The following is a 25,091-nucleotide window of genomic DNA, read 5'->3' on the forward strand; positions in this document are numbered from 1 at the left end:
CCTCAACGAAACCTTGAAAGACTGTGATGCACTCTCGCAACAAGCCAGCCGTTTGAAGCAGTTGGTCGATAGCTTCAAGATCTGACATTCGTTCTGCAACGCGCTGGATAAGACGTTGTGGTGATGGGACAAGCCCGCTCACTGAGAGTAGGTCATCGTCAAGATTAAATTCCGAAACCCCATTTGCGAAAGAAGATGGGGTTTTGTTTTGGGCGCTCGAAAAGTATGAGCGAGCGCCTGCCAGTCGCCTTCAATGCTAAAGCCCATCCCTCGATTTTGCTTTTCCCAAGGAAGCCGTTATGCCGGATGCGATGTCCCCCATCCAACCCGAGCATGATATTCTGCACGCCATCTTGGTCTATTCTTTCTTCCATTCGTGCATCCGTACACGCATGGCAGGATGGCTGTCGCCGAGGTAGCTGAAGCCAATAATGATAAGAAGTCAGCGCAGAAGGGACATAAAAGTGAGGTCGATACGTCGGCCTTGTGTGCCCACCCTTCAGTCCTTATGAGTGCGGGAACCTGCGGTGCGTTGCCTGGCGCAGCGCGAATCCAGGTTGCCGGATGATGCGGGGCTGTAGGGCGGATGGCGTTTTATCATAGGTGCTACGATGTTCAAGAAAGTAAACACTGCCCTGTTGGGGTTGGCTTTGTCGATGGGGATCACGTCCGTTCACGCGGAAGAGGCAAAGAAGGTCGATGTGCTGCTGATTGGCGGCGGCATCATGAGTGCGACCCTCGGTGTCTGGCTCAACGAGTTGGAACCGGATTGGTCGATGGAGATGGTCGAACGCCTCGATGGCGTTGCTGAAGAAAGCTCCAACGGCTGGAACAACGCCGGTACCGGTCACTCGGCTTTGGCTGAGCTGAACTACACCCCGGAAGACAAGAACGGCAACGTTGAGATCCCGAAAGCGGTCGAGATCAACGAAGCATTCCAGATCTCCCGTCAGTTCTGGTCCTGGCAGGTTCAGCAGGGCGTTCTGAAGAACCCGCGTTCGTTCATCAACTCCACTCCTCACATGAGCTTTGTGTGGGGCGATGACAACATCAAGTTCCTCAAGAAGCGTTATGAAGCACTGCAGGCGAGCCCATTGTTCGCGGGTATGGAATACTCCGAAGACCCGGTGCAGATCAAGAAATGGGTTCCGCTGATGATGGACGGGCGTGACCCTAGCCAGAAAATCGCGGCTACCTGGACTCCGATCGGTACAGATGTGAACTTCGGCGAGATCACCCGTCAGTTTGTTGCTCACCTGCAAACTACGCCGAAGTTCGATCTGAAGCTGTCGAGCGAAGTGCAAGACATCACCAAGAATGACGATGGCACTTGGCGCGTCAGCTACAAGAACCTGAAAGACGGCACCAAGACCGAAACCGACGCCAAGTTCGTGTTCATCGGCGCGGGCGGCGGTGCACTGCACCTGCTGCAGAAGTCGGGCATTCCGGAAGCACGTGAATACGCGGGTTTCCCTGTCGGTGGTTCGTTCCTGGTGACCGAGAACCCTACCATCGCCGAGCAGCATTTGGCCAAGGCCTACGGTAAAGCCTCCGTTGGCGCACCGCCGATGTCGGTTCCGCACCTGGACACTCGCGTGCTGGATGGCAAGCGCGTAATCCTGTTTGGTCCATTCGCCACCTTCTCCACCAAGTTCCTGAAAGAAGGCTCGTACTTCGACCTGCTGACCAGCACCACCACCCACAACATTTGGCCGATGACCAAGGTGGGCATTGAGCAGTACCCGCTGGTTGAGTACCTCGCTGGTCAACTGATGCAGTCGGACGACGACCGCTTCAAGGCGCTGCAAGAGTACTTCCCGAACGCGAAGAAAGAAGACTGGCGTCTGTGGCAAGCTGGCCAACGCGTGCAGATCATCAAGCGTGACGAAGAGAAGGGCGGCGTCCTGAAGCTCGGTACCGAAGTGGTCAGCTCCGCTGACAACAGCATTGCAGGCCTGTTGGGTGCATCGCCAGGCGCGTCGACTGCGGCTCCGATCATGCTGACCGTGCTGCAAAAAGTGTTCAAGGACAAGGTCGCGTCCCCGGCCTGGCAGGAAAAGCTGCACCAGATCGTGCCGAGCTACGGCACTCAACTGAATGGCAGTCCTGAGCGTGTTGCTGAAGAATGGGCCTACACCGCCAAGGTTCTGCAACTGACGCCTCCGCCAGCGATTCCTCAGAGGGCTGCTCCGAAAGCCACTGAGGCTGCAAAGCCTGCGGCCGAGCCGAGCAAGCCAGCGGCTGATATCGCACTGTAAGAGGTTGGTGAGGTCCTGAGTCAGGGCCGAATCGATACCAAAATCCCGCTGAGCCAGTAGCCGGTCAGCGGGATTTTTTGTCGGCGCGGTTCAGGTGCATCTCGGTCAACGTTAGGATCAGACGCTAAACCCATCTTTAACTTGCTCGTTCAACGGTAGCGCCAGCAGGATGCTGCAACGGAGGGCTGGTCAGTAATTTTTTGGGTACATGATTTGTTCGCCTCACCTGCCATGAGCGCATCGCTCATATTGGTTTTTTCGTTCCTAGCAAACGCATTTCCTTCAAAAGCGCCGCGCCCAGTTGCTCGGTACCCAGCTCCTTGTAACCCACAGCCTTGATATCGCCGTTTTCTTCCGCCTGGATGATGATCACCGGCGTCTCTTTCCCCGTGCCTTCTTTAATGTGCATGGCGTATTGGGGAATATCCAGCTTGATGGGCGTACCTGCTGCCTTGCCCTTGACGTTAATCAGAAACGCCGCACAGCCGCCGTCGACATCTTGGTTGGTGGCAGAACGACCACTGACGAAACAGGTGTCGGGCAGCTCGGGCCAGGCGATGGCTTCGGCGAAGGCCTGGGTGGGCGTCAATGCCAAAGTAGCGAGAAGAAGCGTGCGCACGTTTGTCTTTCTCTAGATAAGGTCTGTAGCCGCAGGTTTTACCAAAGCGTGAGCGTCACTGCAACGCTGTTGCCCACGGCTGGGTGTACGCGTTCAGTTCTTCACCCGCCAACCTCATGGGCGGCCTCATCAAGTAGGGGAGGCCGTATGTTAGGCGCCATCGCGGTGGCTCTTATAGCCGCCAATCCGCATAGCTGCCATACAGGATGCGCATGCCTGTGTCAGTCGCCGGGAATGCCGTAGCGCAACAGGTGGATGCTCAGGGAAGAAAATGAAGAGGACATATCAGTTCTTCCCCGGCATCAGCATCACTGAACGACGCGATAACACGGCACGTACGCCGCGCCACCCGGCAACTTCATTCGGTGCTGCTCCACAAACGCCTGCAACAACTCATCCAGTGGTTTCATGATCGCCGGGTCGCCGTGAATCTCGTACGGCCCATTCTGCTCGATCAAGCGGATGCCCTTGTCCTTGACGTTGCCGGCCACGATCCCGGAGAACGCCCGGCGCAGGTTGGCCGCCAGTTCATGAGGGGGCAGGGCGTGGCTCAACTGCAGGCTGGCCATGTTTTCGTGGGTTGGGTCGAACGGGCGCTGGAAGCCTTCGTCGATTTTCAGCAGCCAGTTGAAGTGGAACGCATCATTGCGCTCACGGCGGAACTGCTTGACCGTCTTCAACCCGGCAGTCATCTGGCGGGCCACTTCGGCCGGGTCGTCGATGATGATCTGGTAGTGAGCCTGGGCCGCTTCGCCCAAGGTTGCGCCGACAAAGGCGTGCAATTGTTGCAGGTACGGCGCGGCGTGTTTCGGCCCGGTGAGGATCACTGGGAACGGCACATCGCGGTTGTCCGGGTGCATCAGGATGCCCAGCAGGTACAGGAACTCTTCAGCTGTACCGGCACCGCCCGGGAAGATGATGATGCCGTGGCCGACTCGCACGAAGGCTTCCAGGCGCTTTTCGATGTCCGGCAGAATCACCAGCTCGTTGACGATCGGGTTCGGCGCTTCGGCGGCGATGATGCCCGGCTCGGTCAGGCCCAGGTAGCGCCCGCCGGTGATGCGTTGTTTGGCGTGGGAAATAGTCGCGCCCTTCATCGGGCCTTTCATCACGCCAGGGCCGCAACCGGTGCACACGTCGAGGCTGCGCAGGCCCAGTTCATGGCCAACTTTCTTGGTGTATTTGTATTCTTCGGTATTGATCGAGTGCCCGCCCCAGCACACCACAATCTTCGGCTCGACACCGGGGCGCAGGGTGCGGGCGTTGCGCAGCAGGTGGAACACGTAGTCGGTGATGCCCTGGGAGTTGCTCAGGTCGATGCGCTGGCTGTCCAGTTCGTTCTCGGTGTAGACGATGTCCCGCAGGGCGCTGAACAACATCTCACGGGTGCTGGCGATCATTTCGCCATCGACGAAGGCATCGGCTGGCGCGTTCAGCAGCTCCAGGCGGACGCCGCGATCCTGCTGGTGGATGCGGACTTCGAAATCCTTGTAGGCGTCGAGGATGGTCTTGGCATTGTCGATATGCGCGCCAGTATTGAGGATGGCCAGGGCGCACTGGCGGAACAGGGTGTAGATACTGCCGGAACCTGCTTCACTGAGCTGCTGGACTTCACGCTGGGACAGTGTTTCGAGGCTGCCTTTGGGGCTTACGGACGCGTTGATGACTTGACGTTGGGGCATTCTGATTCCCTGAAAGCGCTGCCACCGGACCGCGGACAGCCAGTGGCATGAGGATGATGAGCGCCGATTAGGTCGCATTGGACTGGCATTTTCTCCGGCTCAGCGGCCGGACGCAAACACCGTCGCCCTTCATCATGCCGCAGAACCTACTGAATCAGCTTCCAGTTCTTGTAGAAAAACCGCCGCAGGGTAAAGACCACACCGGCAAAGCCCGCAATCAGGCCTCTGAGGACGAACGGGAGGAGTGAAGGCCGGACGATATCAATGAACAGGCAATAGCGCTTGGCATCGTTTTTATTGAAAGATGCGTGCATCAGCGTGTCATCGAAAATGAACAGCGGGTCGTCATGCCAATAGTGCTTGTGCTTGCCCACTTGAATGTAGACCCCCTCGTGGTGGGGCGCCGGAGCCATGTTGTACAGCACCCGGTACATAAGGCGCAGGGGACCGAAGTGAAACGAGGTAGAGCGGTTTTCATTGAACACCGACACCCCGATGGTTTTGACGTAGGGCAGTTTTTCCTTGAGCGATGCAATGTCCAGAGTGGTTTCGATTGGGCGTCCGTACCACTGAAAAAACAGCATGCCGCGTTTCTTCTCGGCCATGCGTGCGTCCAGGTACTCGATGATTTCATCCTTGTGGGCCATGGCGTTGTCGATCACCTGTTGCAGATCCTCGCGCCAGGCCGGCGGCAGGTCGTGCATTTTGTAGATATGGCGATTGGGTTTGCTCAATACGTCGAAAAAGGTGTTGAACGGTGCCAATAGCCAGGTATTACGGCCGCTGCCTATAAAATATTTTTTGATGGTTGTGCGGTCGTACAAGCCGTTGCGCAGGAAATCATAGAGACCACAGAGCACCACCAGGCCCAGGAACACCAAGGTGGTCTCGGGGAAGATGTCGATAATCAACAAGACGCCGAGTACCCAGGCGATCGAGACCAGTTTTTTGCGGATAGCAGGCTTGTTCATGAAACTCAGCTCCAGCTGGACGCCATTCGACAGGTCCAAATCCATGGATGCGAGTGGTGGTGGTTTGAAACATGTTGAAACAATCTCGTCATAATAAGACGTTAGCTGCCGGATAGGCGTTTTAAATCTTTCAAATGTGCGAAAGCCACCTACAGTTTTTACGTTTGGCCATCCTCCAGACGGCGCCCCCGAACTGCGGTGAATTGGATTTTGTGAACAGAAGAATTGCGACTATCGTGACGCTTCGGTTTTCCGTGCGTCATAGACCAGAACGATTGACGCTGTAATGGCCACCATTGGCCTTCGGCACCTTGGAAGAGGCAGAAATTTTATGATCATCAAACCGCGGGTTCGTGGGTTTATCTGTGTAACGGCCCACCCTGTTGGCTGCGAAGCGAACGTCAAGCAACAGATTGACTACGTAACTGAACACGGCGCCATCGAAGGTGGCCCGAAAAAGGTTCTGGTTCTCGGGGCTTCCACCGGCTACGGCCTGGCCGCGCGCATCAGCGCTGCCTTTGGCTGCGGCGCCGACACCCTTGGCGTGTTTTTTGAGAAAGAAGGCGAAGAGGGCAAGCTCAGCTCTGCCGGCTGGTACAACAGCGCCGCTGTCCACAAGTTTGCTCAAGAGAAAGGCCTCTACGCCAAGAGCATCAATGGCGACGCCTTTTCCGACGAGATCAAGCGCCTGACCATCGAAACCATCAAGAAAGACCTGGGTAAGATCGACCTGGTGGTCTACAGCCTGGCCGCGCCACGCCGCACCGACCCACAAGGCGTGGTGCACACCTCCACCCTGAAACCGATTGGCAAGTCCGTGACTCTGCGTGGCATCAACACCGACAAGGGCGTCGTCGTCGACACCACCCTGGAGCCAGCTACCCAGGAAGAAATCGACGGTACCGTGAAGGTCATGGGTGGTGAAGACTGGCAGCTGTGGATCGATGCCCTGCGGGAAGCCGACGTGTTGGCCGAAGGCGCCAAGACCACCGCGTTCACCTACCTGGGCGAAAAGTTGACCCAGGATATCTACTGGAATGGCTCCATCGGCGAAGCCAAGAAAGACCTGGACAAGAAAGTCCTGACCTTGCGCGAAAACCTCGCAGCACTCAAGGGCGACGCCCGTGTGTCGGTGCTCAAGGCCGTGGTCACCCAGGCCAGTTCGGCGATCCCGATCATGCCGCTGTACCTGTCGCTGCTGTTCAAGGTAATGAAAGAACAGGGCAGCCACGAAGGTTGCATCGAGCAGGTCTACGGCTTGTTCAAGGACAGCCTGTATGGCAAAGAGCCCAAGCTCGACGCCGACGGCCGCCTGCGTGCCGACCTCAAGGAACTGGAGCCGAAAGTACAGGACGCCGTTGCGGCACTGTGGAATCAAGTCTCTGACGACAACGTCAATGAGATCAGCGACTTTGCCGGTTACAAGGCTGAGTTCCTGCGCCTGTTCGGTTTCGAGATCGAAGGCGTGGACTACGACGCTGACGTCAATCCGACGGTGAAGCTCGAAGGCCTGGTTCAGGCTTAAGCAACACGTGATACAACGGCCTCTTCGCCTTGGGCGGGAGGCCGTTTTTTTTGCAGCATCGTTCGATGTTGTGCCTTTCTGGTTGTGAAACTCCCATGCGATCCTGTATCTCTAGCGGCCTGACTCACCTCACGCTAAAGGAGATTTCCCGATGACGATTCGCGCAGTGGTCTTTGATTTTGGCGGTGTCTTGTTCGATTGGAGCCCGCAGCACCTGTACCGCCAACTGATTACCGATGAGCGCGAGCGCCAGTGGTTTCTCGACACGGTCTGCACCCAGGCCTGGAATACCGAGCAGGACGCCGGGCGCACTCTGGCTGAAGCAACGCGCACGCTGATCGCCGAGCATCCGCAACATGAGTCTTTGATCCAGGCTTACTACGACCGCTGGCACGAAATGCTGCGTGGCCCACTGTCCGGGGGCGTAGCGATACTGGAGGCGTTGCATGAGGCAAAAATGCCGTTGTTCGGATTGACCAACTGGTCAGCCGAAACCTTCCCGTATGCCCGGGCCAACTATTCCTTCCTGCAGTATTTTCGCGACATCGTGGTGTCCGGCGAAGTGAAGCTTATCAAGCCCGATGCCGCGATCTACCACGCCAGTCTTGCTCAGGTTCGCGCCCATCTGACAGACATCAAACCCGATGAAGTGGTGTTTATCGATGACGTGGCCGGCAATATCGAGGCGGCCATTGCCCTTGGCTGGCAGGGGATTCACCACGTATCCGCCGAACACACCGGTGAACGTTTGCGCGCATTGGGTGTGAGCTTCTAGCGCGCCCACAGCTCCATCACGAAGTCGACGAAGGCCCGCAGCTTGGGCAGGCGATAGCGGTCCTGGGCGTACAGCAGATGCATCGGCCGGAAGGGCGGCTGATAGCCTGGCAGTAACGCAATCAGTTTGCCCGCCCTCAGGTCAGGGTCGACCAGGGCGTCGGGCAGCATGACGATACCCATGCCTTCTACTGCCGCGCGGTGCAAGGCCTGGGAACTGTTGACGGTCATGGGGCCGGACACGGCGACTTCGATTTCTCCCTCTGGGCCGTGCAGGCGCCATTGTTTGTCGGCGTTGCGCCAATCGTCGGTCGAGGGGTAGGCAAATGCCAGGCAATCATGCTGTTGCAAATCCTGAGCAGTGTGCGGAGTACCCCGGCGCGCCAGGTAACCTGGTGAGGCGCACAGGGTCATGGTGTAGTTCTGCAACGGCCGAGCGATCAGGCTGGAGGGCTGCAATTCGCCGAGGCGGATCGCTGCATCGAAACCGCTGTCGATCAGGTCCATCGACTGGTTGCTCAACACCACATATAACTGGATCTGCGGATAACGCCGGGAAAACTCGCTCAGCGCCGGTGCCAGGCGCTCGGCGCCGAACGCAGGCGGGGCGGTGATCCGCAACAGGCCCTTGGGGGCTTCACTGTGAATCTGCTCGGCCAGTTGTTCGGAGTCGGCCACCAGGCCCAGCACTTCCAAGCAGCGCTGGTAATAGAGACCGCCGAATTCGGTCAGGCTCTGTTTACGAGTGGTGCGCTTGAGCAGGCTGACGCCAAGGCGCTGTTCCAGGGCGCGCAGGTGATTGCCGACCATGGTGGTGGACATCCCACACGACTGCGCTGCCGCTGTCATGCTGCCGGTTTCCACTACCTTGACGTACACCGACATTGCCTGGAACAGATCCATTATCAAGCCTTGGTTTAAAGTGATCGCAGATATTCGCAGTTTATCCAGCTCTGGTGGCTAACGATACTGTAGCCATCACAACGAAGCACTGGAGCCTGATGCCATGACCGCCGCCTGCCTGATGACCACCTATCAACCCTTGGATTTAAGCTTCATCCGCGGCCTGGGTACTCGCCTGTGGGACCAACAGGGGCGTGAATACCTGGACGCGGTGGCCGGTGTAGCGGTGACCAATGTTGGCCATTCCCATCCGCGGCTGGTGGCGGCAATCACCGAGCAGGCAGGGTTGCTGTTGCATACTTCCAACCTCTACAGCATCGACTGGCAGCAGCGCCTGGCTCAGCGGTTGAGCACGCTATCGGGCCTGGACCAAGCGTTCTTCAATAACTCCGGTGCTGAGGCCAATGAAACGGCGTTGAAACTGGCGCGCTTGTATGGCTGGAAAAAAGGCATTGAGCAGCCGCTGGTGGTCGTCATGGACAACGCCTTTCATGGCCGCACCCTGGGCACGATGTCTGCCAGCGACGGGCCGTCGGTGCGGTTGGGGTTCCAGCGTTTACCGGGAGACTTTATCAAGGTTGGCTTCGGCGATCTGGCCGCCCTGGAGGCGGTGACTCAGGCGTTTGGCGCGCGCATCGTTGCGGTATTGCTGGAGCCGATCCAGGGCGAAAGTGGCGTCCAGCTGGCTCCCCCCGGCTATCTGAAAGCCCTGCGGGATCACTGCACCCGGCAAGGTTGGTTGTTGATGCTCGATGAGATCCAGACAGGAATTGGTCGCACCGGCCAGTGGTTCGCCTTCCAGCATGAGGGCATTGTCCCGGACGTCATGACCCTGGCCAAAGGCCTGGGCAACGGTATCCCGATTGGTGCCTGCCTGGCGCGCAAGGCCGTGGCGCAGTTGTTCACCCCTGGCAGTCACGGCAGTACCTTTGGCGGTAACCCGCTGGCTTGTCGCGTCGGCTGCACGGTGCTGGATATTATTGAAGAGCAGGGTTTGCTGGAGAACGCGGCGCTCGAGGGCGAACGGCTGCTGGCGCGATTGCGGGTGGAGTTGAGTGAGCATCCCCACGTGCTGGCGATTCGGGGGCAGGGCTTGATGATCGGTATCGAGTTGGCCCGCCCTTATCGTGACCTGGCGCAGATCGCTGCGCGCGAGCATGGCCTGCTGATCAATGTGACGCGGGGGAAGATCATCCGTTTACTGCCGCCGTTAACCATTGATGCTAAAGAAGTGGAGATGATTGTGCGCACCCTTTCCCGTTGCTTGGCCTGAGAGGAGAGCCTATAGATCATTGCCATTCAACCACTCCTGATTCATCGTATCGGTGTTCCCCAGGTACTCCAGTAACCAGGCCATGGCCGGGGAAAACTTGCTCTGTGCCCAGGCCACGCAGGACGGGCTGGCGGGGAAGGGCCGGGACAGTTGCAGGGCTGCCAGTTCACCGCGCTCGATCAACGGCCGCGCCAGGTGTTCCGGCACCATGCCGACGCACAGGCCATCGCGCAGGCAATCCATGGCGGATGCCCAGTTGGGTACGACTAAACGCCGCTGGTTATCCAGGGTCCAGGTATCGCGCTTGGGCAGGTTGCGCGAGGTATCGGTCATGCACAGCGATGCGAAGGGCCTTAATTGGTCGTCACTGAGCAGGCCTTGCACCTGCGCCAGCGGATGGTGGGCGCTGACCACGCAGAGCCAATTCAACAGTCCCATGTCGCGAAAGGTGAAATGGCTGGCCACCGGCACCGCGCTGGTGGCGCCAATCACGATGTCGGTACGGTCGTCCGCGAGGGCGTCCCATACGCCGTTGTACACCTCGTACTCCAGCAGCAATTCCACTTCCGGAAACTGGCGATAGAAATCCAGCACCAGTTGCCGGCAGCGCTGCTGTTTGACGATGGAATCCACCGCCACTTTCAGTTGCCCGCTCCAGCCGTTGGCCACCTGCTGGCATAGCCTGCGAGTGCCGAGCATTTTTTTCATCACGCTACGGGCTTCATCAACAAACAGCTTGCCGGCCGGCGTGAGCTCCACATCTCGATGACGGCGGACGAACAACGGAACCGCCAGCCACTCCTCTAGCTGCCGCACGGTGTAACTGATGGCGGACGGCACGCGATGCAGTTCCTGGGCGGCGGCGCTGAAACTGCCGTGACGGGCTACCGCATCGACAACATCCAGGGAGTATTCGGACCACATGGTAGTTGCCTTCAAAAATATTGATAAGAATGTCCAATTATTATCGCTTCACAGGAGAACTGTCAGCTTCATAATGGGTGCCAGTCAGCAAATAGTTTGATGGCAGGTTAAACAAGGCTTCAATGAAAAATTCTTTTGGTTTCACCTGGTACCTGGCGGGGCTGAGCATGCTCGGCTATCTGGCCATGGACATGTACTTACCCGCCTTCGGCGCCATGGGCGCCCAGTTGCAAATATCCGCCGGCGCCGTGGGCGCCAGCCTTAGTATTTTCCTCGCCGGCTTTGCCGTCGGGCAGTTGTTGTGGGGGCCGCTTTCCGACCGCATCGGGCGCAAGCCGGTCCTGCTCACCGGTCTTAGCCTGTTTGTGCTCGGTTGCCTGGGCATGTTCTGGGTCGAGACCACGACCCAGCTGTGGGCGTTGCGCTTTATCCAGGCGATAGGCGTGTGTTCCGCCGCCGTCAGTTGGCAAGCCCTGGTAATCGACCGCTACCCGGCAGACAAGGCTCATCGGGTATTTGCCAGCATCATGCCGCTGATGTCCCTGTCACCGGCCCTGGCACCGCTGTTGGGTGCGCTGGTGTTGAATCACTGGGGCTGGCAGGCGATCTTCGCCGTGTTGCTGGGCGTGTCGCTATTACTGCTGTTGCCAACGTTATTCCTCAAAACTGTGCCGAAACGCCTGAGCGCCGATGGCGAACAATCCAAGCTCGGTTACGGACAATTGCTCAAGTCACGGGTGTTCAGTGGCAACGTAATGATCTTTGCTGCGTGCTCGGCCAGTTTCTTCGCCTGGCTTACCGCATCACCGTTCATTCTGGGTGATATGGGCTATAGCCCCAATGACATCGGTTTGAGCTACGTGTTGCCGACCCTGGCGTTTCTCATTGGTGGCTACAGTTGCCGCAGCGCCTTGCAGCGTTTCGAGGGCAGGACCTTGCTGCCATGGTTGCTGGTTGCGTATTGCATCAGCATGGTGGCGTTGTATCTGGTGGCGACATTGACAGTGCCGACCCTCACCACCTTGCTGATCCCGTTCTGCCTGATGGCGCTGGTTAATGGCGCCAGCTACCCGATTGTCGTGGCGAATGCGCTGATGCCCTTTGCGGAAAACTCCGGCAAGGCCGCAGCGTTGCAGAACACTTTGCAATTGGGGCTGTGTTTCGTCAGCAGCCTGTTGGTGTCGTCGATGATCGAGCAGCCGCTGTTGATCACTGCAATCGTCATGCTGGCGACCGCGCCGTTGGCCGTGTTGGGCTATTGGTTGGCGCGGCCCAGGGCTGATAATTCCGATGCCAATCTGGTTCGAACGCCCTAAAACGTCACTTCCATATTCACCGTCGGCGTTGATGTGCGGCTGCCCCGTCCGCCATCCACGCCGAACTTGTTATGCCAATACTCGTAGCCCACCCCCAGGTACAGGTTCGGTTTGACACTTTTCCCCGGCCGCACCGCCACCATCAGTGCGGTGCGCATCAGGGTTTCCGGCGCGGTGTTGCGGCCATGGAAGTCGTCGCCCTTTTCCCCGACATGATTGATGAAACCCTGAAACTTCGCCCCGTGATTGCCAATCTCGAAAGGGCGTAGCCATGTCAGGTTGAGCATGTAGGTGTCGTCGAAAGTGTGGTTCGGATCTTTCGCGCCGGGGATGCCGGAATGGTTCTTTTCCTTGTAGTACATCAGGCTCAGATCCAGCACGCCGACGGTATTGAACTTCAAGGTCGGGCCAACCACCAGGGCGCGCTTTTTCGCCGACGCCAGGTTGTTGTTGCGGTTGGCGTCGAAGCCCAGGGTCAGGGCGTAGTCTTTGATCACGCCGGTACCCAGCGGCACGTCGAACACCCGTGAGGCATACAACTGGTGGCGGTAGACGGCATAGACTTCGCTGCCACCGTGATCGGTGCCCTTGCGCGGGTCACGGCTGTCGGAAAGGAACACGTCGAGGTTCAGGTAGTTGCTACCGTACTGATAGCCGCTGGCGTGGGTGAAGCTGTAGATGCGCTTGCTGAAATCATCGGGGTTATTCGGATTGGTGAACTGCTGGCCGTAGCGAAATCCCACGCTGTTGTTCATCCATTCCACCGCGACAGCCTCCCCGCCGCCGAAGAGTGTCAGTAATACGGTTGCGCCGTGCAGTGCCTTTTTCATTGTTTTAATTCCTTTGGCGTTTTGGCTCATAGTGGCCGAATCGTATTTTTGTAACGCCAGCGGAGGGTAACTTGTCCGATTGATTGTATACAACTATATAGACATATAGTCTTCGTATTGCATACAGTGGGCGCACAACAAAAACAGAGAACCCTCACCATGACTATCCCGAAGGCGTCACCGCAACGGCCAGAAGATGAGAATCTCGGCGTCGCTGCCAACATGGCTTACGGCCTGCAGCATGTGCTCACCATGTACGGCGGCATCGTTGCCGTGCCGTTGATCGTCGGTCAGGCGGCCGGGTTGTCGCCGGCCGATATTGGCCTGTTGATCGCCGCTTCGTTGTTTGCCGGTGGCCTGGCCACCTTGCTGCAAACCCTGGGTCTGCCGTTTTTTGGCTGTCAGTTACCGCTGGTGCAAGGGGTGTCGTTTGCTGGCGTTGCAACCATGGTGGCGATTGTCAGCAGCGAGGGAGCAGGCGGTGTGCCGGCGATCCTTGGCGCGGTGATGGCCGCCTCGTTGATCGGCTTGTTGATTACGCCGATATTCTCGCGAATAACCAAGTTCTTCCCGCCCCTGGTGACCGGTATCGTCATCACCACCATCGGCCTGACCCTGATGCCCGTCGCCGCGCGCTGGGCCATGGGCGGCAACAGCCGCGCCGAAGACTTCGGCAGCATGTCGAACATCGGCCTGGCGGCGATTACCCTGGCCCTGGTGCTGTTGCTGAGCAAGATCGGCAGCGCGACCATTTCACGGCTGTCGATCCTGTTGGCGATGGTGATTGGTACGTTGATTGCAGTGTTCCTCGGCATGGCTGACTTCTCCAGCGTGACCCAGGGTGCGATGTTCGGCTTCCCTACGCCATTCCATTTCGGCATGCCAACCTTTCACGTAGCGGCGATCATTTCCATGTGCATCGTGGTCATGGTGACGCTGGTGGAAACCTCGGCTGATATCTTGGCGGTAGGTGAGATCATCGACACCAAAGTTGACTCCAAGCGCTTGGGCAACGGCCTGCGTGCCGATATGCTATCGAGCATGTTTGCGCCGATCTTCGGTTCGTTCACTCAAAGCGCTTTCGCGCAAAACGTCGGCCTGGTGGCGGTGACCGGGGTCAAAAGCCGCTACGTAGTGGCCACCGGCGGCCTGTTCCTGGTGATTCTCGGCCTACTGCCGTTTATGGGACGGGTCATCGCAGCGGTGCCCACCTCCGTGTTGGGCGGTGCGGGGATTGTGTTGTTCGGGACCGTGGCGGCCAGTGGTATTCGCACATTGTCCAAGGTCGACTACCGCAACAATATGAACCTGATCATCGTCGCCACTTCCATCGGTTTCGGCATGATTCCTATCGCAGCGCCGAGCTTTTATGACCACTTCCCGAGTTGGTTTGCCACCATTTTTCATTCGGGGATCAGTTCGTCGGCAATCATGGCGATCCTGCTGAACCTGGCGTTCAACCACTTCACGGCGGGCAATTCCGATCAACAGTCGGTGTTCGTCGCTGGCACCGAGCGCAGCCTGTATTTCCAGGATGTGGCGGCGTTGCGTGAGGGGGATTACTTCTGCGGGGGTAAGCTGTTTGATGCCGAAGGCAATGAGATTCCATTGCTGGCAGAGGTGCCGAAGAGGGCGGCTGTGCAGGGTAGGGCTGAAACCAGCGAGGTGTAGTCATAGGATCGTTCCCACGCTGTGGGAACGATCCTATCTATCAGCAAGCCTCATCCATGAACTTCACCACCGTGCCCATACATGCTTGGCGTTCTTCGACGTGGGGCATATGGCTGGAGTCTTCGAACAATGCCCAGCGCACATTGGGGATTTCATCGAGGAACGGCTTCACCACCAGCGGCGTGGCTTCATCATGGCGACCGGAAATCACCAGGGTCGGCACCTTGATGCCGGACAGCCGGCCAATGATGCTCCAGTCTTTCAACGTGCCGATCACATGGAACTCCGTCGGGCCGCTCATGGCGTGATACACCGTGGGGTCAGCGTCGACCTGGGCAAAGGTGCGCGCCACTTCTTCCGGCCATGGGTTGATCCGGCAGACATGCTGGTCATAGAACATCCGCGAGGCCGCCAGGTATTCCGGGTCTTGATAGGCGCCGGCCTGTTCATGCTTGAGCAGGGTTTCATGCACACCTTCCGGCAATAATTTGCGCAGACGATTGGCTTCGGCGACCCAAGTGCGCATGCACGTCGGCGAGTTGGCCGCGATCAGTACGCGCAGGCCTTTAGGCTGCAGCAAGGCGTGCTCGCTGCCGAGCATGCCGCCCCATGACTGCCCGAGAATGGCGTAGTTGTTGCTGATTTGCAGGTGGTCCAGCAGGTTGTCCAGTTCTTCCAGGAACAGGCCGATCGTCCAGAACGAAGGGTCTTTGTCAGGCAGGTGGGTAGAACGGCCGTTGCCCAGTTGGTCATAGTGAATAACCGCGTGGCCGCTGGCGGCGACGTCCTTGAAGGCGTCCACATAGTCATGGGTGCAGCCGGGCCCGCCGTGGAGGATGACCAGTGGTGTCAGGCCGCTATCAAGGTCGCCGGTGACCCGGTACCACGTCTGGTAGGCGCCAAAGGCAGCAAAGCCTTCGCGGATTTTTTCGATGAATTCCATTTCGTGCCCTTCCATGAAAAGTGGTCAGGCATACGATAATTGGCAGCGTAAATTTAAGTAACTAGCAAAATAGCTAGGTTTTTCGTCGAGTCAGTCGTCAAGCAGCCGGTAATGGCTGGCCCTGACCACCGCTTGTACCCGGTTCTTGGCCCCCAGCTTGTGCATGGCCGAGGCCAGGTGCAGGGTGACCACCGCCAGGGAGCGACTCAACTGGGTGGCAATTTCAGCGGCGGTCAGGCCGTCGGCGGCCCACTTCAAGCATTCACGCTCGCGCTTGGTCAGATGGATATGCGGATACGAACGTAGTTCCTTGCTGAATAACGGGTAGGCCGCTTCCTGAAAGGCATGGGTAATCAGGTTGAAATCCGCCAGGGTCTGGCGAGCATCTTGCAATACCGTGCGGGCTTTGCCGGTGCGCAGGCCAGTCAGCGAGGCGAAGCCGCCCCTGGGCAAGTGAATCGGAACGCTGACGCCGCAGGTCATTTGCTGGTCGTGCAGGTAGCTGGAGACGGGGGCGTGGCGGCGGTTGATGATCTTTTGCAGCGGGGTATCAGCCTTGGCCTCGTAGGACCAGACGAACGGCGACACGCAATTGAGGGCCAGGTGTTGCACCGGATCGATCTGGTAGAACCCCGAACTGCACCATAACGAGTACCAGTCGGAGGGGGTATTGCGCAGTTGTAGCACGGAGGGCGTAATCAATGCGCCATCGTGGTCGATCGGCACCGGTGTGTAGTCGTACACCAAGGCATCAAAACCCAGGTGCTGGGCCAATACGAGGGTGTTGTCCATCTGCTCATCCAGGCTCCTGCCGGGTATGAGATGGCTGTTAAACGCAGATAACTTGGTCAGCATCCTTTCTGCTCCCGAATTCGTTTTAATCTCGACTTGCTGCAAGTAGAATGCCACGCCCCGGCGAAGGACTGCCAGACCAAACCTATAAGAATTGCTAGGTTATGGGCGCACGGCAACCTCGGTAGTGTTTGGTTCAAACGGCCACTACCTGCCAGGCCGACACACAACAAGGAATGTATGTATGTGGCGTGAAATAGCCCCCGACCAGCAGTACAACGTGCAAGTCGACGGCCACAACCTCGTGGTCTACAGCTTTGGCGAAGGCGATGAAGTGTTGCTCTGCCTCAACGGCGGCCCTGGGCTGCCTTGTGACTATCTGCGCGACGCTCATGGCTGGCTCAAGGACAAAGGCCTGCGAGTCGTTGCATTCGATCAGCTGGGTACGGGCGCATCAGCCAGACCCACCGATGTTTCCCTATGGGAAATCGGCCGTTATGTCGAGGAAGTCGAAACTGTGCGCCAGGCGCTCAGCCTGGGCCGCGTGCACGTGTTGGGCCATTCCTGGGGCGGCTGGCTGGGTATCGAGTACGCCATTCACTATCCTGACGCGCTTAAAAGCCTGATCCTGGAAAATACCGTCGGTGACATTCCGCACCTGTCCCAGGAGCTCGAACGCCTGCGCGGCGCCTTGGGCAGTGAAACGGTGGCGATGATGCAGCGCCATGAGGCCATGGGCACCCTCGATCATCCGCAATACCAGGCCGCGATCACGTTGCTCAACTACCGCCATGTCTGCCGGCTGGACGAGTGGCCGGAACCGGTCAAGCGTTCCCTCGACAACTGGAACATGGGGCCCTACGAGACCATGCAGGGGCCCAACGAATTTCTTTACGTCGGCAATCTCAAGGACTGGAACCGCATCCCCGAGATGGCCGATTTCAGCATGCCGGTGCTGATCACCACCGGTCAGCATGACGAACTGACCCCCGCCTGCGCCATGCGCATGAAGATGGCGGTCAAGCACGCCGAGTTGCACGTTTTCCCCAGCAGCAGCCACATGCCGTTTTATGAAGAGCCCCAGGCTTACTTCCCGGTGCTGCTGGACTTCCTTGCTCGTCACCGAGGCTGACGAATGAACCTGGCGCGTTACCGTTTTGTGCTGTTCCGGCCGCTGCAATTGCTGCCGGTGCTGTTTGGCATCAGCCTGATTACCTTTGTGCTGGTGCGTTCGATTCCCGGTGACCCGGCGCGGGCGCTACTGGGCTCGCGCAGCACGCCGGATGCCTTGCTGAAAATTCGCGCCCAGTACGGCCTCGACCAACCGTTGTGGCTACAATATTTTTACTTTCTGAAAAACCTGCTCAAGGGTGATCTCGGCCAGTCGCTGCTGTACAAGGTCGACGCCCTGAAGCTGATCGTCACCCGCATTGAGCCGACTCTGTTCCTGGTGCTTGGCAGCGTCCTGCTGGCACTGTTGATTGCCGTGCCCCTGGCCACTGTGGCCGCGCGTAACAAAGGCGGCTGGGCCGACAATCTGATTCGCTTGTTCACCACCGTCGGCCTGGGCATGCCCGCGTTCTGGCTGGGGTTGATGCTGATCCTGCTGCTCAGCGTGCAATGGGGTCTGTTCCCGGTGTCCGGCTATGGCCGAACCTGGCTGGACAAGGCCCATCATATGGTGCTGCCGTGCCTGACCATCGCCCTGGCGCTGTCGGCGGTGTTGGTGCGCAACCTGCGGGCGAGCATGCTGATGGAGTTGCAGGCCGATCATGTCACCGCTGCTCGGGCGCGGGGTTTATCCGAGCGAGCGGTGTTTCGTCGCCACGTACTGCCTAACTCCCTGGTGCCGGCGGTCAACCTGCTGGCCGTCAATATTGGCTGGCTGATCAGCGGCACGGTGGTGATTGAAAGCCTGTTCGCCATTCCCGGCATCGGCCAGTTGCTGGTGCGCGGCATTTTCACCCGCGACTACATGGTGGTGCAGGGGGTGGCCATGGTATTGGCCTGCGCAACCGTGGTGGTCAACTTCGTGGCTGATGTGGTGACCGTCGCCCTCGACCCTCGAGTGAAAATGCAATGAGCAGCCGCCCGCTGATTCCCGCCTGGCGCTTGCGCCTGCGTTTTGGTTTTCGCAACGGCCGGCTGACAGCGGCGTGGGGCCTGGCAATTCTGTTGGCGTGGCTGGTGCTGGCGCTGTTCGCACCGTGGATCGCGCCGTTTGATCCTATCGCGCAAAACACGGATATCAGTTTGATGGCGCCGACGCTGGCCCATCCATTTGGCACGGATAACTACGGGCGAGACATACTTTCGCGGGTGATCTGGGGTGCGCGCATCGATTTGCAGCTGGCCATCGTTGGGGTGATTTTTCCGTTTCTGATCGGCACGTTTATCGGTGCGGTTTCCGGTTATATCGGTGGGCGTTTCGACAGCTTTTGCATGCGCGTGATCGATGTGATCCTGGCCTTTCCATTCCTGGTGCTGATGCTGGCAATCATGGCAACTCTCGGGCCAGGGCTGAAAAGCTTCTATATCGCCATGGCGCTGGTGGGCTGGGTGTCGTACGCGCGGCTTATCCGTTCGCAAATCCTGGTGCTCAAGGAAAGCGACTTCGCCCTGGCGGCGAAAAGCCTGGGTTTTGGCCATGGGCGCATTCTATTCCGGCATTTGCTGCCCAATGCGATGTTCGGCTCGATTGTGTTCTCCATGTCTGACGCGGTGTTGGTGTTGCTCAACGGCGCGGCGGTCAGCTACCTGGGCCTGGGCGTGCAACCGCCGACGGCGGAGTGGGGGACCATGGTTGCCGAGGGCCAGGCGTTTATCACCACGGCGTGGTGGATCTGCACCTTTCCTGGGCTGGCCATCGTGACCCTGGCGATGGGCTTCAGCTTGTTGGCCGATGGTGTTGCGCAAGTGCTGGGGGATCGCTCATGAGCTTGTTGCAGGTGCAGGACCTGAGCGTCATCGCCCATAACAACGGCCACGATGTGACCCTGGTGGATCGCGTGTCCTTTGACCTGGCTGAAGGCGAAATCCTCGGCCTGGTGGGCGAGAGCGGCTCGGGCAAGACCATGGCCTGTCGCGGGCTGATGCGCTTGCTGCCCTCGCCGAGCCTGCGGGTTCAGGGCGGCGCCGTTCGCCTGGCCGGCCAGGACTTGCTGGCCCTGGATGAAGCCAGCATGCGCAAGGTGCGCGGAGGGCAATTGGGGATGATTTTCCAGAACCCCAGCAGCCACCTCGACCCGTTGATGCGCATCGGCGAACAGATCGCCGAAGGCATCCGCCTGCACCAGGGCGCATCGAAACGTGAAGCACGCTTGCAGGCCATCGAGGTGTTGCGCCAGGTGGGCATTCCCGACCCCGGCCAGCGCATCGACAACTATCCTCACGAATTTTCCGGCGGCATGCGCCAGCGGGCGATGATCGCCGTGGCCCTGGGCTGCAATCCCCAGGTGTTGATCGCTGATGAGCCGACCACTGCCCTGGACGTCACGGTGCAGGCACAAATCCTGCGCCTGTTGCTGGACTTGCGAGACCGTCGTGGCCTGTCGATCATCATGATCACCCATGACCTGGGCGTGGTGGCGCAGACCTGTGATTCCATTGCCGTGATGTACGCCGGGCGCCTGTGCGAGCACGGCAGCAAATACGACCTGCTGGCCCGTCCGCAACATCCGTACACCGCCGGCCTGATCGACTGCCAGCCGGCCACCAGCAGTGGTCATGCCTTGCTGCGCACCATCGCCGGGCAGCCGCCGCTGCTGGATGCCTTGCCCGGAGGCTGTCGGTTCAACCCGCGTTGCCCGCAAATCGGCACCTTGTGTACCGAGCAGTTGCCGGATTTGGCCGGGATCGGTCCACGCGTCGCCTGTCATTACCCCTTGGGAGATCGGCCATGACCTTGTTGCAGGTAAAGGACCTGGAGGTGCGCTTCGCGGCCGCCGGCAGCGGTCTGTTGGGTCTTAATAAACAGTGGGTGAGGGCGGTCAACGGTGTGTCGCTGAACCTCGCCGCCGGTGAAACCCTCGGGCTGGTGGGTGAGTCGGGCAGCGGTAAAAGCACCCTGGGCCGGGCGATTCTGCATCTCAACCCCATCAGCGCCGGGCAAGTGCTGTTCGACGGTATCGACATGGCCCATGGCGGCCCAATCGATATCGCCCGCTTGCGTCACGAGACAGCGATGATTTTCCAGGACCCTTATGCAGCGCTGAACCCACGGCTGACCATCGGTGAAACCCTCTTCGAAGTGTTGCGAGTGCAGCGCAAGGTCGCACCAGAGCTTATCCCGCACCGAGTTGATGAACTGCTGGCGCTGGTAGGCCTGCGTCCTGAATTGGCCACCCGCAAGCCGGTTTCCCTGAGCGGCGGCCAATGCCAGCGAGTTGGTATCGCCCGGGCGCTGGCGGTGGAGCCGCGGCTGATTATCGCCGACGAATGCGTCGCGGCCCTGGATGTGTCGATTCAGGGGCAGATCATCAACCTGCTGCTGGAACTGCAAGGGCGCATGAACCTGGCGATTCTGTTTATCGCCCATGACCTGGCCATCGTCCGGCGCCTGTGCGACCGAGTGGCGGTGATGTACCTGGGAAAAATTGTCGAGGAAGGGCCGGTAGAAGCGGTCTTCACCGCGCCGCGCCATCCCTACACGGTGGCGCTGATCCAGGCGATTCCCGAGATCAATCCGCACCGGCCGCTGCCCAGCGAACCCTTGCCTGGCGAGCCGCCCAGCCCACTGAATTTGCCCAGTGGTTGTGCCTTCCATCCGCGCTGCCGGCATGCCTGTGGCCTGTGCGCCGAAGCGGCGCCGCCAACCCGCTTTCTGCAAGACCATCGTTACAGTTGTGTGCTTGAAGAACCGTTGCTTTGACCTTCCCTGCCATTCATTAACAAGGAGTTATGACATGCAATCCCGACACTTGAAGTTGCTCGCCGCCGCCACGCTTACCGCCTGGTCACTGACCGCCGGGCTGGCTCATGCTGCCGGCGTATTGACCATCGGTTGCCGCGAAGACAGCACCACGTTTGACCCGATCAAAAGCGCACAGAACCGCGACACCTGGGTGTTTGCCAACGTCTACGACACCCTGGTGCGTGTAGACAATCTGGGCACCAAGCTGGAGCCGGGCCTGGCTGAAAGCTGGGAGATTTCCAAGGACGGCCTGACCTATACCTTCAAACTGCGAGAGGCGAAGTTCTCCGACGGCTCGCCCATCACCGCAGGCGACGCGGTATTCAGCCTGCTGCGAATCCGCGACAACAAGGCTTCGCTGTGGAGCGACTCGTTCAAGTTGATCGACACGGCCAAGGCGGCTGACCCGCAGACCCTGGTAGTGACCTTGAAAACCCCATCGGTGCCGTTCCTCTCCCAAGTGGCTTCGCCGACGGTGTCGATCCTGTCGCAAAAAGCCATGGAGAAAATGGGCGAAGACGCCTACTCCGAGAACCCGGTGACATCCGGTGCGTTCACGGTGGAGGAGTGGCGCAAGGGCGATCGGGTGATCCTGGAGAAGAACCCGCACTTCTGGCAGGCGAACAACGTCAGCCTGGATGGCGTGGAATGGGTGTCGATCACCGACGACAACACGCGGATGCGCATGGTCCAGAACAACGAACTGGATACGGCGATATTTGTGCCGTTCTCTCGTGTTGAAGAGTTGAAGAAAGACAAGAATGTGGTGGTCCATTCAGACCCTTCCACCCGTGAAGATCACCTGCTGATCAACCATGCCAACGGGTTGCTGGCCAAGCCTGAAGTACGCCAGGCACTGGACATGGCGATCGATAAAAAGTCGCTGGTGAAAACCGCCACCTTCGGTCAAGGCGAAGTGGCGTACTCCTACATTCCTAAGGGTTCGCTGTTCCACTACGCCGACAACCTGCAGCGCCCTTATGACCCAGCCCAAGCCAAAAAACTGCTGGCTGATGCGGGTGCCAAGGACCTGAAACTCAACTATGTGGTCAACGCCGGTAATGAGGCGGACGAACAGATCGCGGTGATGATCAAGGATCAGTTGGCGAAGGTCGGTGTGACGGCCAACCTGCAGAAAGTCGACCCAACCCAAAGCTGGCAGATGCTGGTGGACGGTGAGTACGACCTGTCGGTGATGTACTGGACCAACGACATCCTCGACCCGGACCAAAAGACCACTTTTGTGTTGGGTCACGACACCAACCAGAACTACATGACTCGCTACAAGAACGACAAGGTCAAGGATTTGGTTGCTGCGGCACGTATCGAGGCCGACCCGGTCAAGCGTGAGCAGATGTACGTCGACCTGCAGAAAATGGCGAAACAGGATGTGAACTGGATCGACCTTTACTACAGCCCGTACATCAACATCTCACGCAAGAATGTCAGTAACTTCCTGCAGAACCCGATGGGGCGCTTTACCCTTGAGGAAGTGGTGAAGAACTAAGCCGTTGAGCCCGCCCTGACAGGCGGGCTTTTAATTGGCTTGCCAGCTTCACGAGTCGCCTGAATTCCAGGCAAAAAAAAGCCTGCATCGCTGCAGGCTTCTTTTATTGTCTGGCTCCACGACCTGGACTCGAACCAGGGACCCAATGATTAACAGTCATTTGCTCTACCAACTGAGCTATCGCGGAATACGCCGTATGTTACTGATTAAAAAAGAGAAGTCAAGCGCTTAATGCCTGCGAAGGACGTGAGTCTCGGCGTTCATCTGACTCGAACCGCAGTTAGCGACTTTGTCTCACTCCACCGTCTAACGATGTTTTACAGGGTCTGCACGATGATCTGACTTTTCAAGTCGTTAACCATGCTTTCAATCACTGGTTTCATCGCCTTGAAGTCCTGCGGAGTGCAGACAGCATCGGCATGGGCGAACTTGAAGCTGCGGTTAATCACAACGGCATTGCCTTGCTTGGTATAGGTCGAGTTGTAGTCAAAGCTGGCTTTTTGCAGTGATACCGGCTTGGGCACGGCGAGGATGGTCACCTCTTTTGGAAACTCGAAGCGCGCCTGTTCCTGGGTTTCTCCGGAGATGCAGGTGAAGCCCTGGGTGCGTTCTTGCTCGGAAGCGAAGGCAAACACGTTTTGTGCAATGCCTCCCGCCAGGCTACTGAGAGTCGGCACGCCCGTAGGTCCTGGCAGGTTGACCAGGTTGTCAGTGCGCCCTTTGAGCGTGTTTTTGAAGAGACTGGCTTGTTCACGCAACGAATCGCTTTCGAATTTACCTTTGCCCGCTTGCCCGTACAGGTTGAGGATTTGCTGGATCATCGAATCGCGATCAACCGGCGTCATTGAATTGAGCACATAACGATTGAATTCCGAGCCCCAGCCTTCCACGGTCGAGGCGTGAGTGAAGTCGGCGGCGCCGCTGCCTTCGACCTTGTACAGCAGGTTGTTGGTTACCTTACCCAACTGGGTGGCCGGCGTTTGTGCCAGTTCGCCGGATTGGGTCAACAGCACAGGCTTGCCCAGCACCGGTATCGGCAGGTAGCCAGCAGCAATGGGCGCAGCGGTCGAGTCCAGATACAGGTCAAGGGCCGGCACATAAGTAATCGCATGGTTGAGCAGGCCCAGGGTCGGCACCTTCGGCAGGATGTAGCTGTTGCCCAAGTTGATCAAGGCGGGAGAGCTTTCGATAGCCACTGCACTGAGCAGGGCTTCAAGGAGTGCTACGTGATCCTTGCAGTCACCGTAGCGGTTATCCAAGACGGCCTGGGCCGGATGAGGCACTACGCCGCCAGCGCCCACATAGACAGCCACATAACGAACGTTTTTGCGTACCCAATCGCTGAGCGCCAAGGCTTTGCTGCGCGGTGACGAGAGGTTGGCGGTGAGCTCTTTGGCCAGTGCGGAGATGGCCGGAGTCACCTCGACATTGGCTCTGGCCTCATACGCCTGGGCAAAGTCCTTGAAGCTGGCGAAGGTCGAGACGGCCAGGTACTGACCATAATCGACATAGGAAACGGCGCCGTTTTCTATACGCGCCTTTTCCTGCGGTACGTAGTCCCAGCGATAGACCTTGCGTCCGTCAACAGCCGGCGCAGTGGTCGCCTTGAAGCCCTTGGCATCGACGTACAGCGGCTTGTCGGCAGGCAAGTCGTAGCTGAGACTCAGTTGTTCGACGTGATAGAAGTTCGGCACAAAAAGGTCTTCGAACTGCTGAGGGAACAGCGCCGTGGTGCGCTGGCGTTGATAGCGCAAGACCAATCGATCCCCTACGGCCACCTCAGGGAAGATCACTACCTTAACTCGTGAGTCCTGGAACATGGGTGCCTGTGAAGAGGCCAGTTCCTGCTGTTCCTTGATCTGTTCGGCGCCCACCGCAACCTTGCGGCCATCGGGCTTCTGAGTGAAGGCCTCGATCACCTCCAGGGTTTCCAGGGAGCGGTTATAGCTCAGCGAGTGTTGGGCACTGTATTTGATTGCCCGCTCTTCGTTGATCCGCGAGATCAATTCGACGTTGAGGACAAAACTGCCGTCGGCGTTCACCACGTAAGACTGATTGTTTTTTTCGAAGGTGACAGAGTGATCAGTGTCATCAGTGCTGGCCTGCGCAGTGTTGAGCGTACAGGCAGCCAATAGCAGTGCGCCCAACAGGCGCAGTGGGGACAGGTAAAAGCCTTGCATAGAGATCCTTT

The 25,091-nt window shown here is 58.5% G+C and carries 21 protein-coding genes and 1 tRNA gene; 12 read left to right on the forward strand and 10 right to left on the reverse strand.

Going from position 1 to position 25,091, the window contains the following annotated elements:
• Positions 1–611 precede the first annotated feature (611 nt).
• A complete protein-coding gene (mqo, locus tag ACZRJ6_RS23475) occupies positions 612–2,258 on the forward strand; it encodes a malate dehydrogenase (quinone) (protein WP_463970452.1) in 1,647 nt (548 codons plus the stop codon).
• Between the two features lie 244 nt (positions 2,259–2,502).
• Here the strand turns inward: mqo and ACZRJ6_RS23480 are convergent, their stop codons facing one another.
• The 3 genes from ACZRJ6_RS23480 to ACZRJ6_RS23490 form a co-directional block, all read right to left on the reverse strand.
• Positions 2,503–2,877: a hypothetical protein gene (locus tag ACZRJ6_RS23480; RefSeq protein ID WP_463970451.1), complete on the reverse strand. Its 375-nt coding sequence runs from the start codon at positions 2,875–2,877 to the stop codon at positions 2,503–2,505.
• A gap of 308 nt (positions 2,878–3,185) precedes the next feature.
• Positions 3,186–4,559 carry a nucleotide 5'-monophosphate nucleosidase PpnN gene (ppnN, locus tag ACZRJ6_RS23485; protein WP_463970450.1) on the reverse strand — a complete coding sequence of 458 codons (1,374 nt, stop codon included), beginning with the start codon at positions 4,557–4,559 and terminating at the stop codon, positions 3,186–3,188.
• Positions 4,560–4,705: 146 nt separating this feature from the next.
• On the reverse strand, positions 4,706–5,530 hold the full coding sequence (locus ACZRJ6_RS23490; RefSeq protein ID WP_463970449.1) for an aspartyl/asparaginyl beta-hydroxylase domain-containing protein: 825 nt from the start codon (positions 5,528–5,530) through the stop codon (positions 4,706–4,708).
• A gap of 331 nt (positions 5,531–5,861) precedes the next feature.
• Between ACZRJ6_RS23490 and fabV the strand changes: the two genes are divergently transcribed.
• Positions 5,862–7,055 (forward strand): enoyl-ACP reductase FabV, encoded by a 1,194-nt coding sequence (gene fabV / locus ACZRJ6_RS23495; RefSeq protein ID WP_463970448.1) that lies wholly within the window; start codon positions 5,862–5,864, stop codon positions 7,053–7,055.
• Between the two features lie 151 nt (positions 7,056–7,206).
• Complete coding sequence (locus ACZRJ6_RS23500) at positions 7,207–7,830, forward strand: HAD family hydrolase (RefSeq protein WP_350616747.1); 624 nt, start codon at positions 7,207–7,209, stop codon at positions 7,828–7,830.
• Here the strand turns inward: ACZRJ6_RS23500 and ACZRJ6_RS23505 are convergent.
• Entirely contained in the window at positions 7,827–8,732 is a 906-nt protein-coding gene (locus ACZRJ6_RS23505) for a LysR family transcriptional regulator (protein ID WP_463970447.1), read from the reverse strand. The genes ACZRJ6_RS23500 and ACZRJ6_RS23505 overlap by 4 nt on opposite strands.
• A gap of 103 nt (positions 8,733–8,835) precedes the next feature.
• On the opposite strand from ACZRJ6_RS23505, the gene ACZRJ6_RS23510 reads away from it, so the two are divergent.
• Positions 8,836–10,005, forward strand: coding sequence for an acetylornithine/succinylornithine family transaminase (locus ACZRJ6_RS23510; RefSeq protein ID WP_463970446.1), 1,170 nt, complete (start codon positions 8,836–8,838; stop codon positions 10,003–10,005).
• Positions 10,006–10,014: 9 nt separating this feature from the next.
• Here the strand turns inward: ACZRJ6_RS23510 and punR are convergent, their stop codons facing one another.
• Complete coding sequence (gene punR / locus ACZRJ6_RS23515; RefSeq protein WP_463970445.1) at positions 10,015–10,929, reverse strand: DNA-binding transcriptional activator PunR; 915 nt, start codon at positions 10,927–10,929, stop codon at positions 10,015–10,017.
• Positions 10,930–11,051: 122 nt separating this feature from the next.
• On the opposite strand from punR, the gene punC reads away from it, so the two are divergent.
• Positions 11,052–12,245, forward strand: coding sequence for a purine nucleoside transporter PunC (gene punC, locus ACZRJ6_RS23520; protein ID WP_463970444.1), 1,194 nt, complete (start codon positions 11,052–11,054; stop codon positions 12,243–12,245).
• Here the strand turns inward: punC and ACZRJ6_RS23525 are convergent.
• Positions 12,242–13,075 carry a nucleoside-binding protein gene (locus ACZRJ6_RS23525; RefSeq protein WP_463970443.1) on the reverse strand — a complete coding sequence of 278 codons (834 nt, stop codon included), beginning with the start codon at positions 13,073–13,075 and terminating at the stop codon, positions 12,242–12,244. The two genes, punC and ACZRJ6_RS23525, sit on opposite strands and share 4 nt — an antisense overlap.
• Positions 13,076–13,234: 159 nt before the next feature.
• Here ACZRJ6_RS23525 and ACZRJ6_RS23530 point away from each other — a divergent pair, with 159 nt between their 5' ends.
• Complete coding sequence (locus tag ACZRJ6_RS23530; protein WP_463970442.1) at positions 13,235–14,746, forward strand: nucleobase:cation symporter-2 family protein; 1,512 nt, start codon at positions 13,235–13,237, stop codon at positions 14,744–14,746.
• 40 nt (positions 14,747–14,786) lie between these two features.
• On the opposite strand, the gene ACZRJ6_RS23535 is transcribed toward ACZRJ6_RS23530, so the two are convergent.
• Positions 14,787–15,689, reverse strand: coding sequence for a proline iminopeptidase-family hydrolase (locus tag ACZRJ6_RS23535; RefSeq protein WP_463970441.1), 903 nt, complete (start codon positions 15,687–15,689; stop codon positions 14,787–14,789).
• Between the two features lie 90 nt (positions 15,690–15,779).
• Positions 15,780–16,544: a LuxR family transcriptional regulator gene (locus ACZRJ6_RS23540; protein ID WP_463970440.1), complete on the reverse strand. Its 765-nt coding sequence runs from the start codon at positions 16,542–16,544 to the stop codon at positions 15,780–15,782.
• A 181-nt stretch (positions 16,545–16,725) separates the two neighbouring features.
• Here ACZRJ6_RS23540 and ACZRJ6_RS23545 point away from each other — a divergent pair, with 181 nt between their 5' ends.
• The 6 genes from ACZRJ6_RS23545 to ACZRJ6_RS23570 are packed head-to-tail and all read left to right on the forward strand — an operon-like array spanning position 16,726 to position 22,900.
• Positions 16,726–17,613 carry a proline iminopeptidase-family hydrolase gene (locus tag ACZRJ6_RS23545; RefSeq protein WP_463970439.1) on the forward strand — a complete coding sequence of 296 codons (888 nt, stop codon included), beginning with the start codon at positions 16,726–16,728 and terminating at the stop codon, positions 17,611–17,613.
• Positions 17,614–17,616: 3 nt separating this feature from the next.
• Positions 17,617–18,564, forward strand: a complete 948-nt coding sequence (locus ACZRJ6_RS23550) for an ABC transporter permease (protein WP_350616733.1) — start codon at positions 17,617–17,619, stop codon at positions 18,562–18,564.
• On the forward strand, positions 18,561–19,418 hold the full coding sequence (locus ACZRJ6_RS23555) for an ABC transporter permease (protein WP_463970438.1): 858 nt from the start codon (positions 18,561–18,563) through the stop codon (positions 19,416–19,418). Before ACZRJ6_RS23550 ends, ACZRJ6_RS23555 begins: the two co-directional genes overlap by 4 nt.
• Entirely contained in the window at positions 19,415–20,383 is a 969-nt protein-coding gene (locus tag ACZRJ6_RS23560) for an ABC transporter ATP-binding protein (RefSeq protein WP_463970437.1), read from the forward strand. The genes ACZRJ6_RS23555 and ACZRJ6_RS23560 overlap by 4 nt, the downstream gene beginning before the upstream one ends.
• A complete protein-coding gene (locus ACZRJ6_RS23565; protein WP_463970436.1) occupies positions 20,380–21,351 on the forward strand; it encodes an ABC transporter ATP-binding protein in 972 nt (323 codons plus the stop codon). Before ACZRJ6_RS23560 ends, ACZRJ6_RS23565 begins: the two co-directional genes overlap by 4 nt.
• Before the next feature lie 34 nt (positions 21,352–21,385).
• Positions 21,386–22,900, forward strand: coding sequence for an ABC transporter substrate-binding protein (locus tag ACZRJ6_RS23570; protein ID WP_463970435.1), 1,515 nt, complete (start codon positions 21,386–21,388; stop codon positions 22,898–22,900).
• 111 nt (positions 22,901–23,011) lie between these two features.
• On the opposite strand, the gene ACZRJ6_RS23575 is transcribed toward ACZRJ6_RS23570, so the two are convergent.
• Positions 23,012–23,087: transfer RNA gene (locus ACZRJ6_RS23575), tRNA-Asn, on the reverse strand.
• Positions 23,088–23,217: 130 nt separating this feature from the next.
• The gene (locus tag ACZRJ6_RS23580; RefSeq protein WP_463970434.1) at positions 23,218–25,080 is read right to left on the reverse strand and encodes a DUF3857 domain-containing transglutaminase family protein; all 1,863 of its coding nucleotides are present in this window, start codon (positions 25,078–25,080) and stop codon (positions 23,218–23,220) included.
• Positions 25,081–25,091: the final 11 nt, after the last annotated feature.

Source organism: Pseudomonas sp. C321 (genome assembly GCF_055407105.1).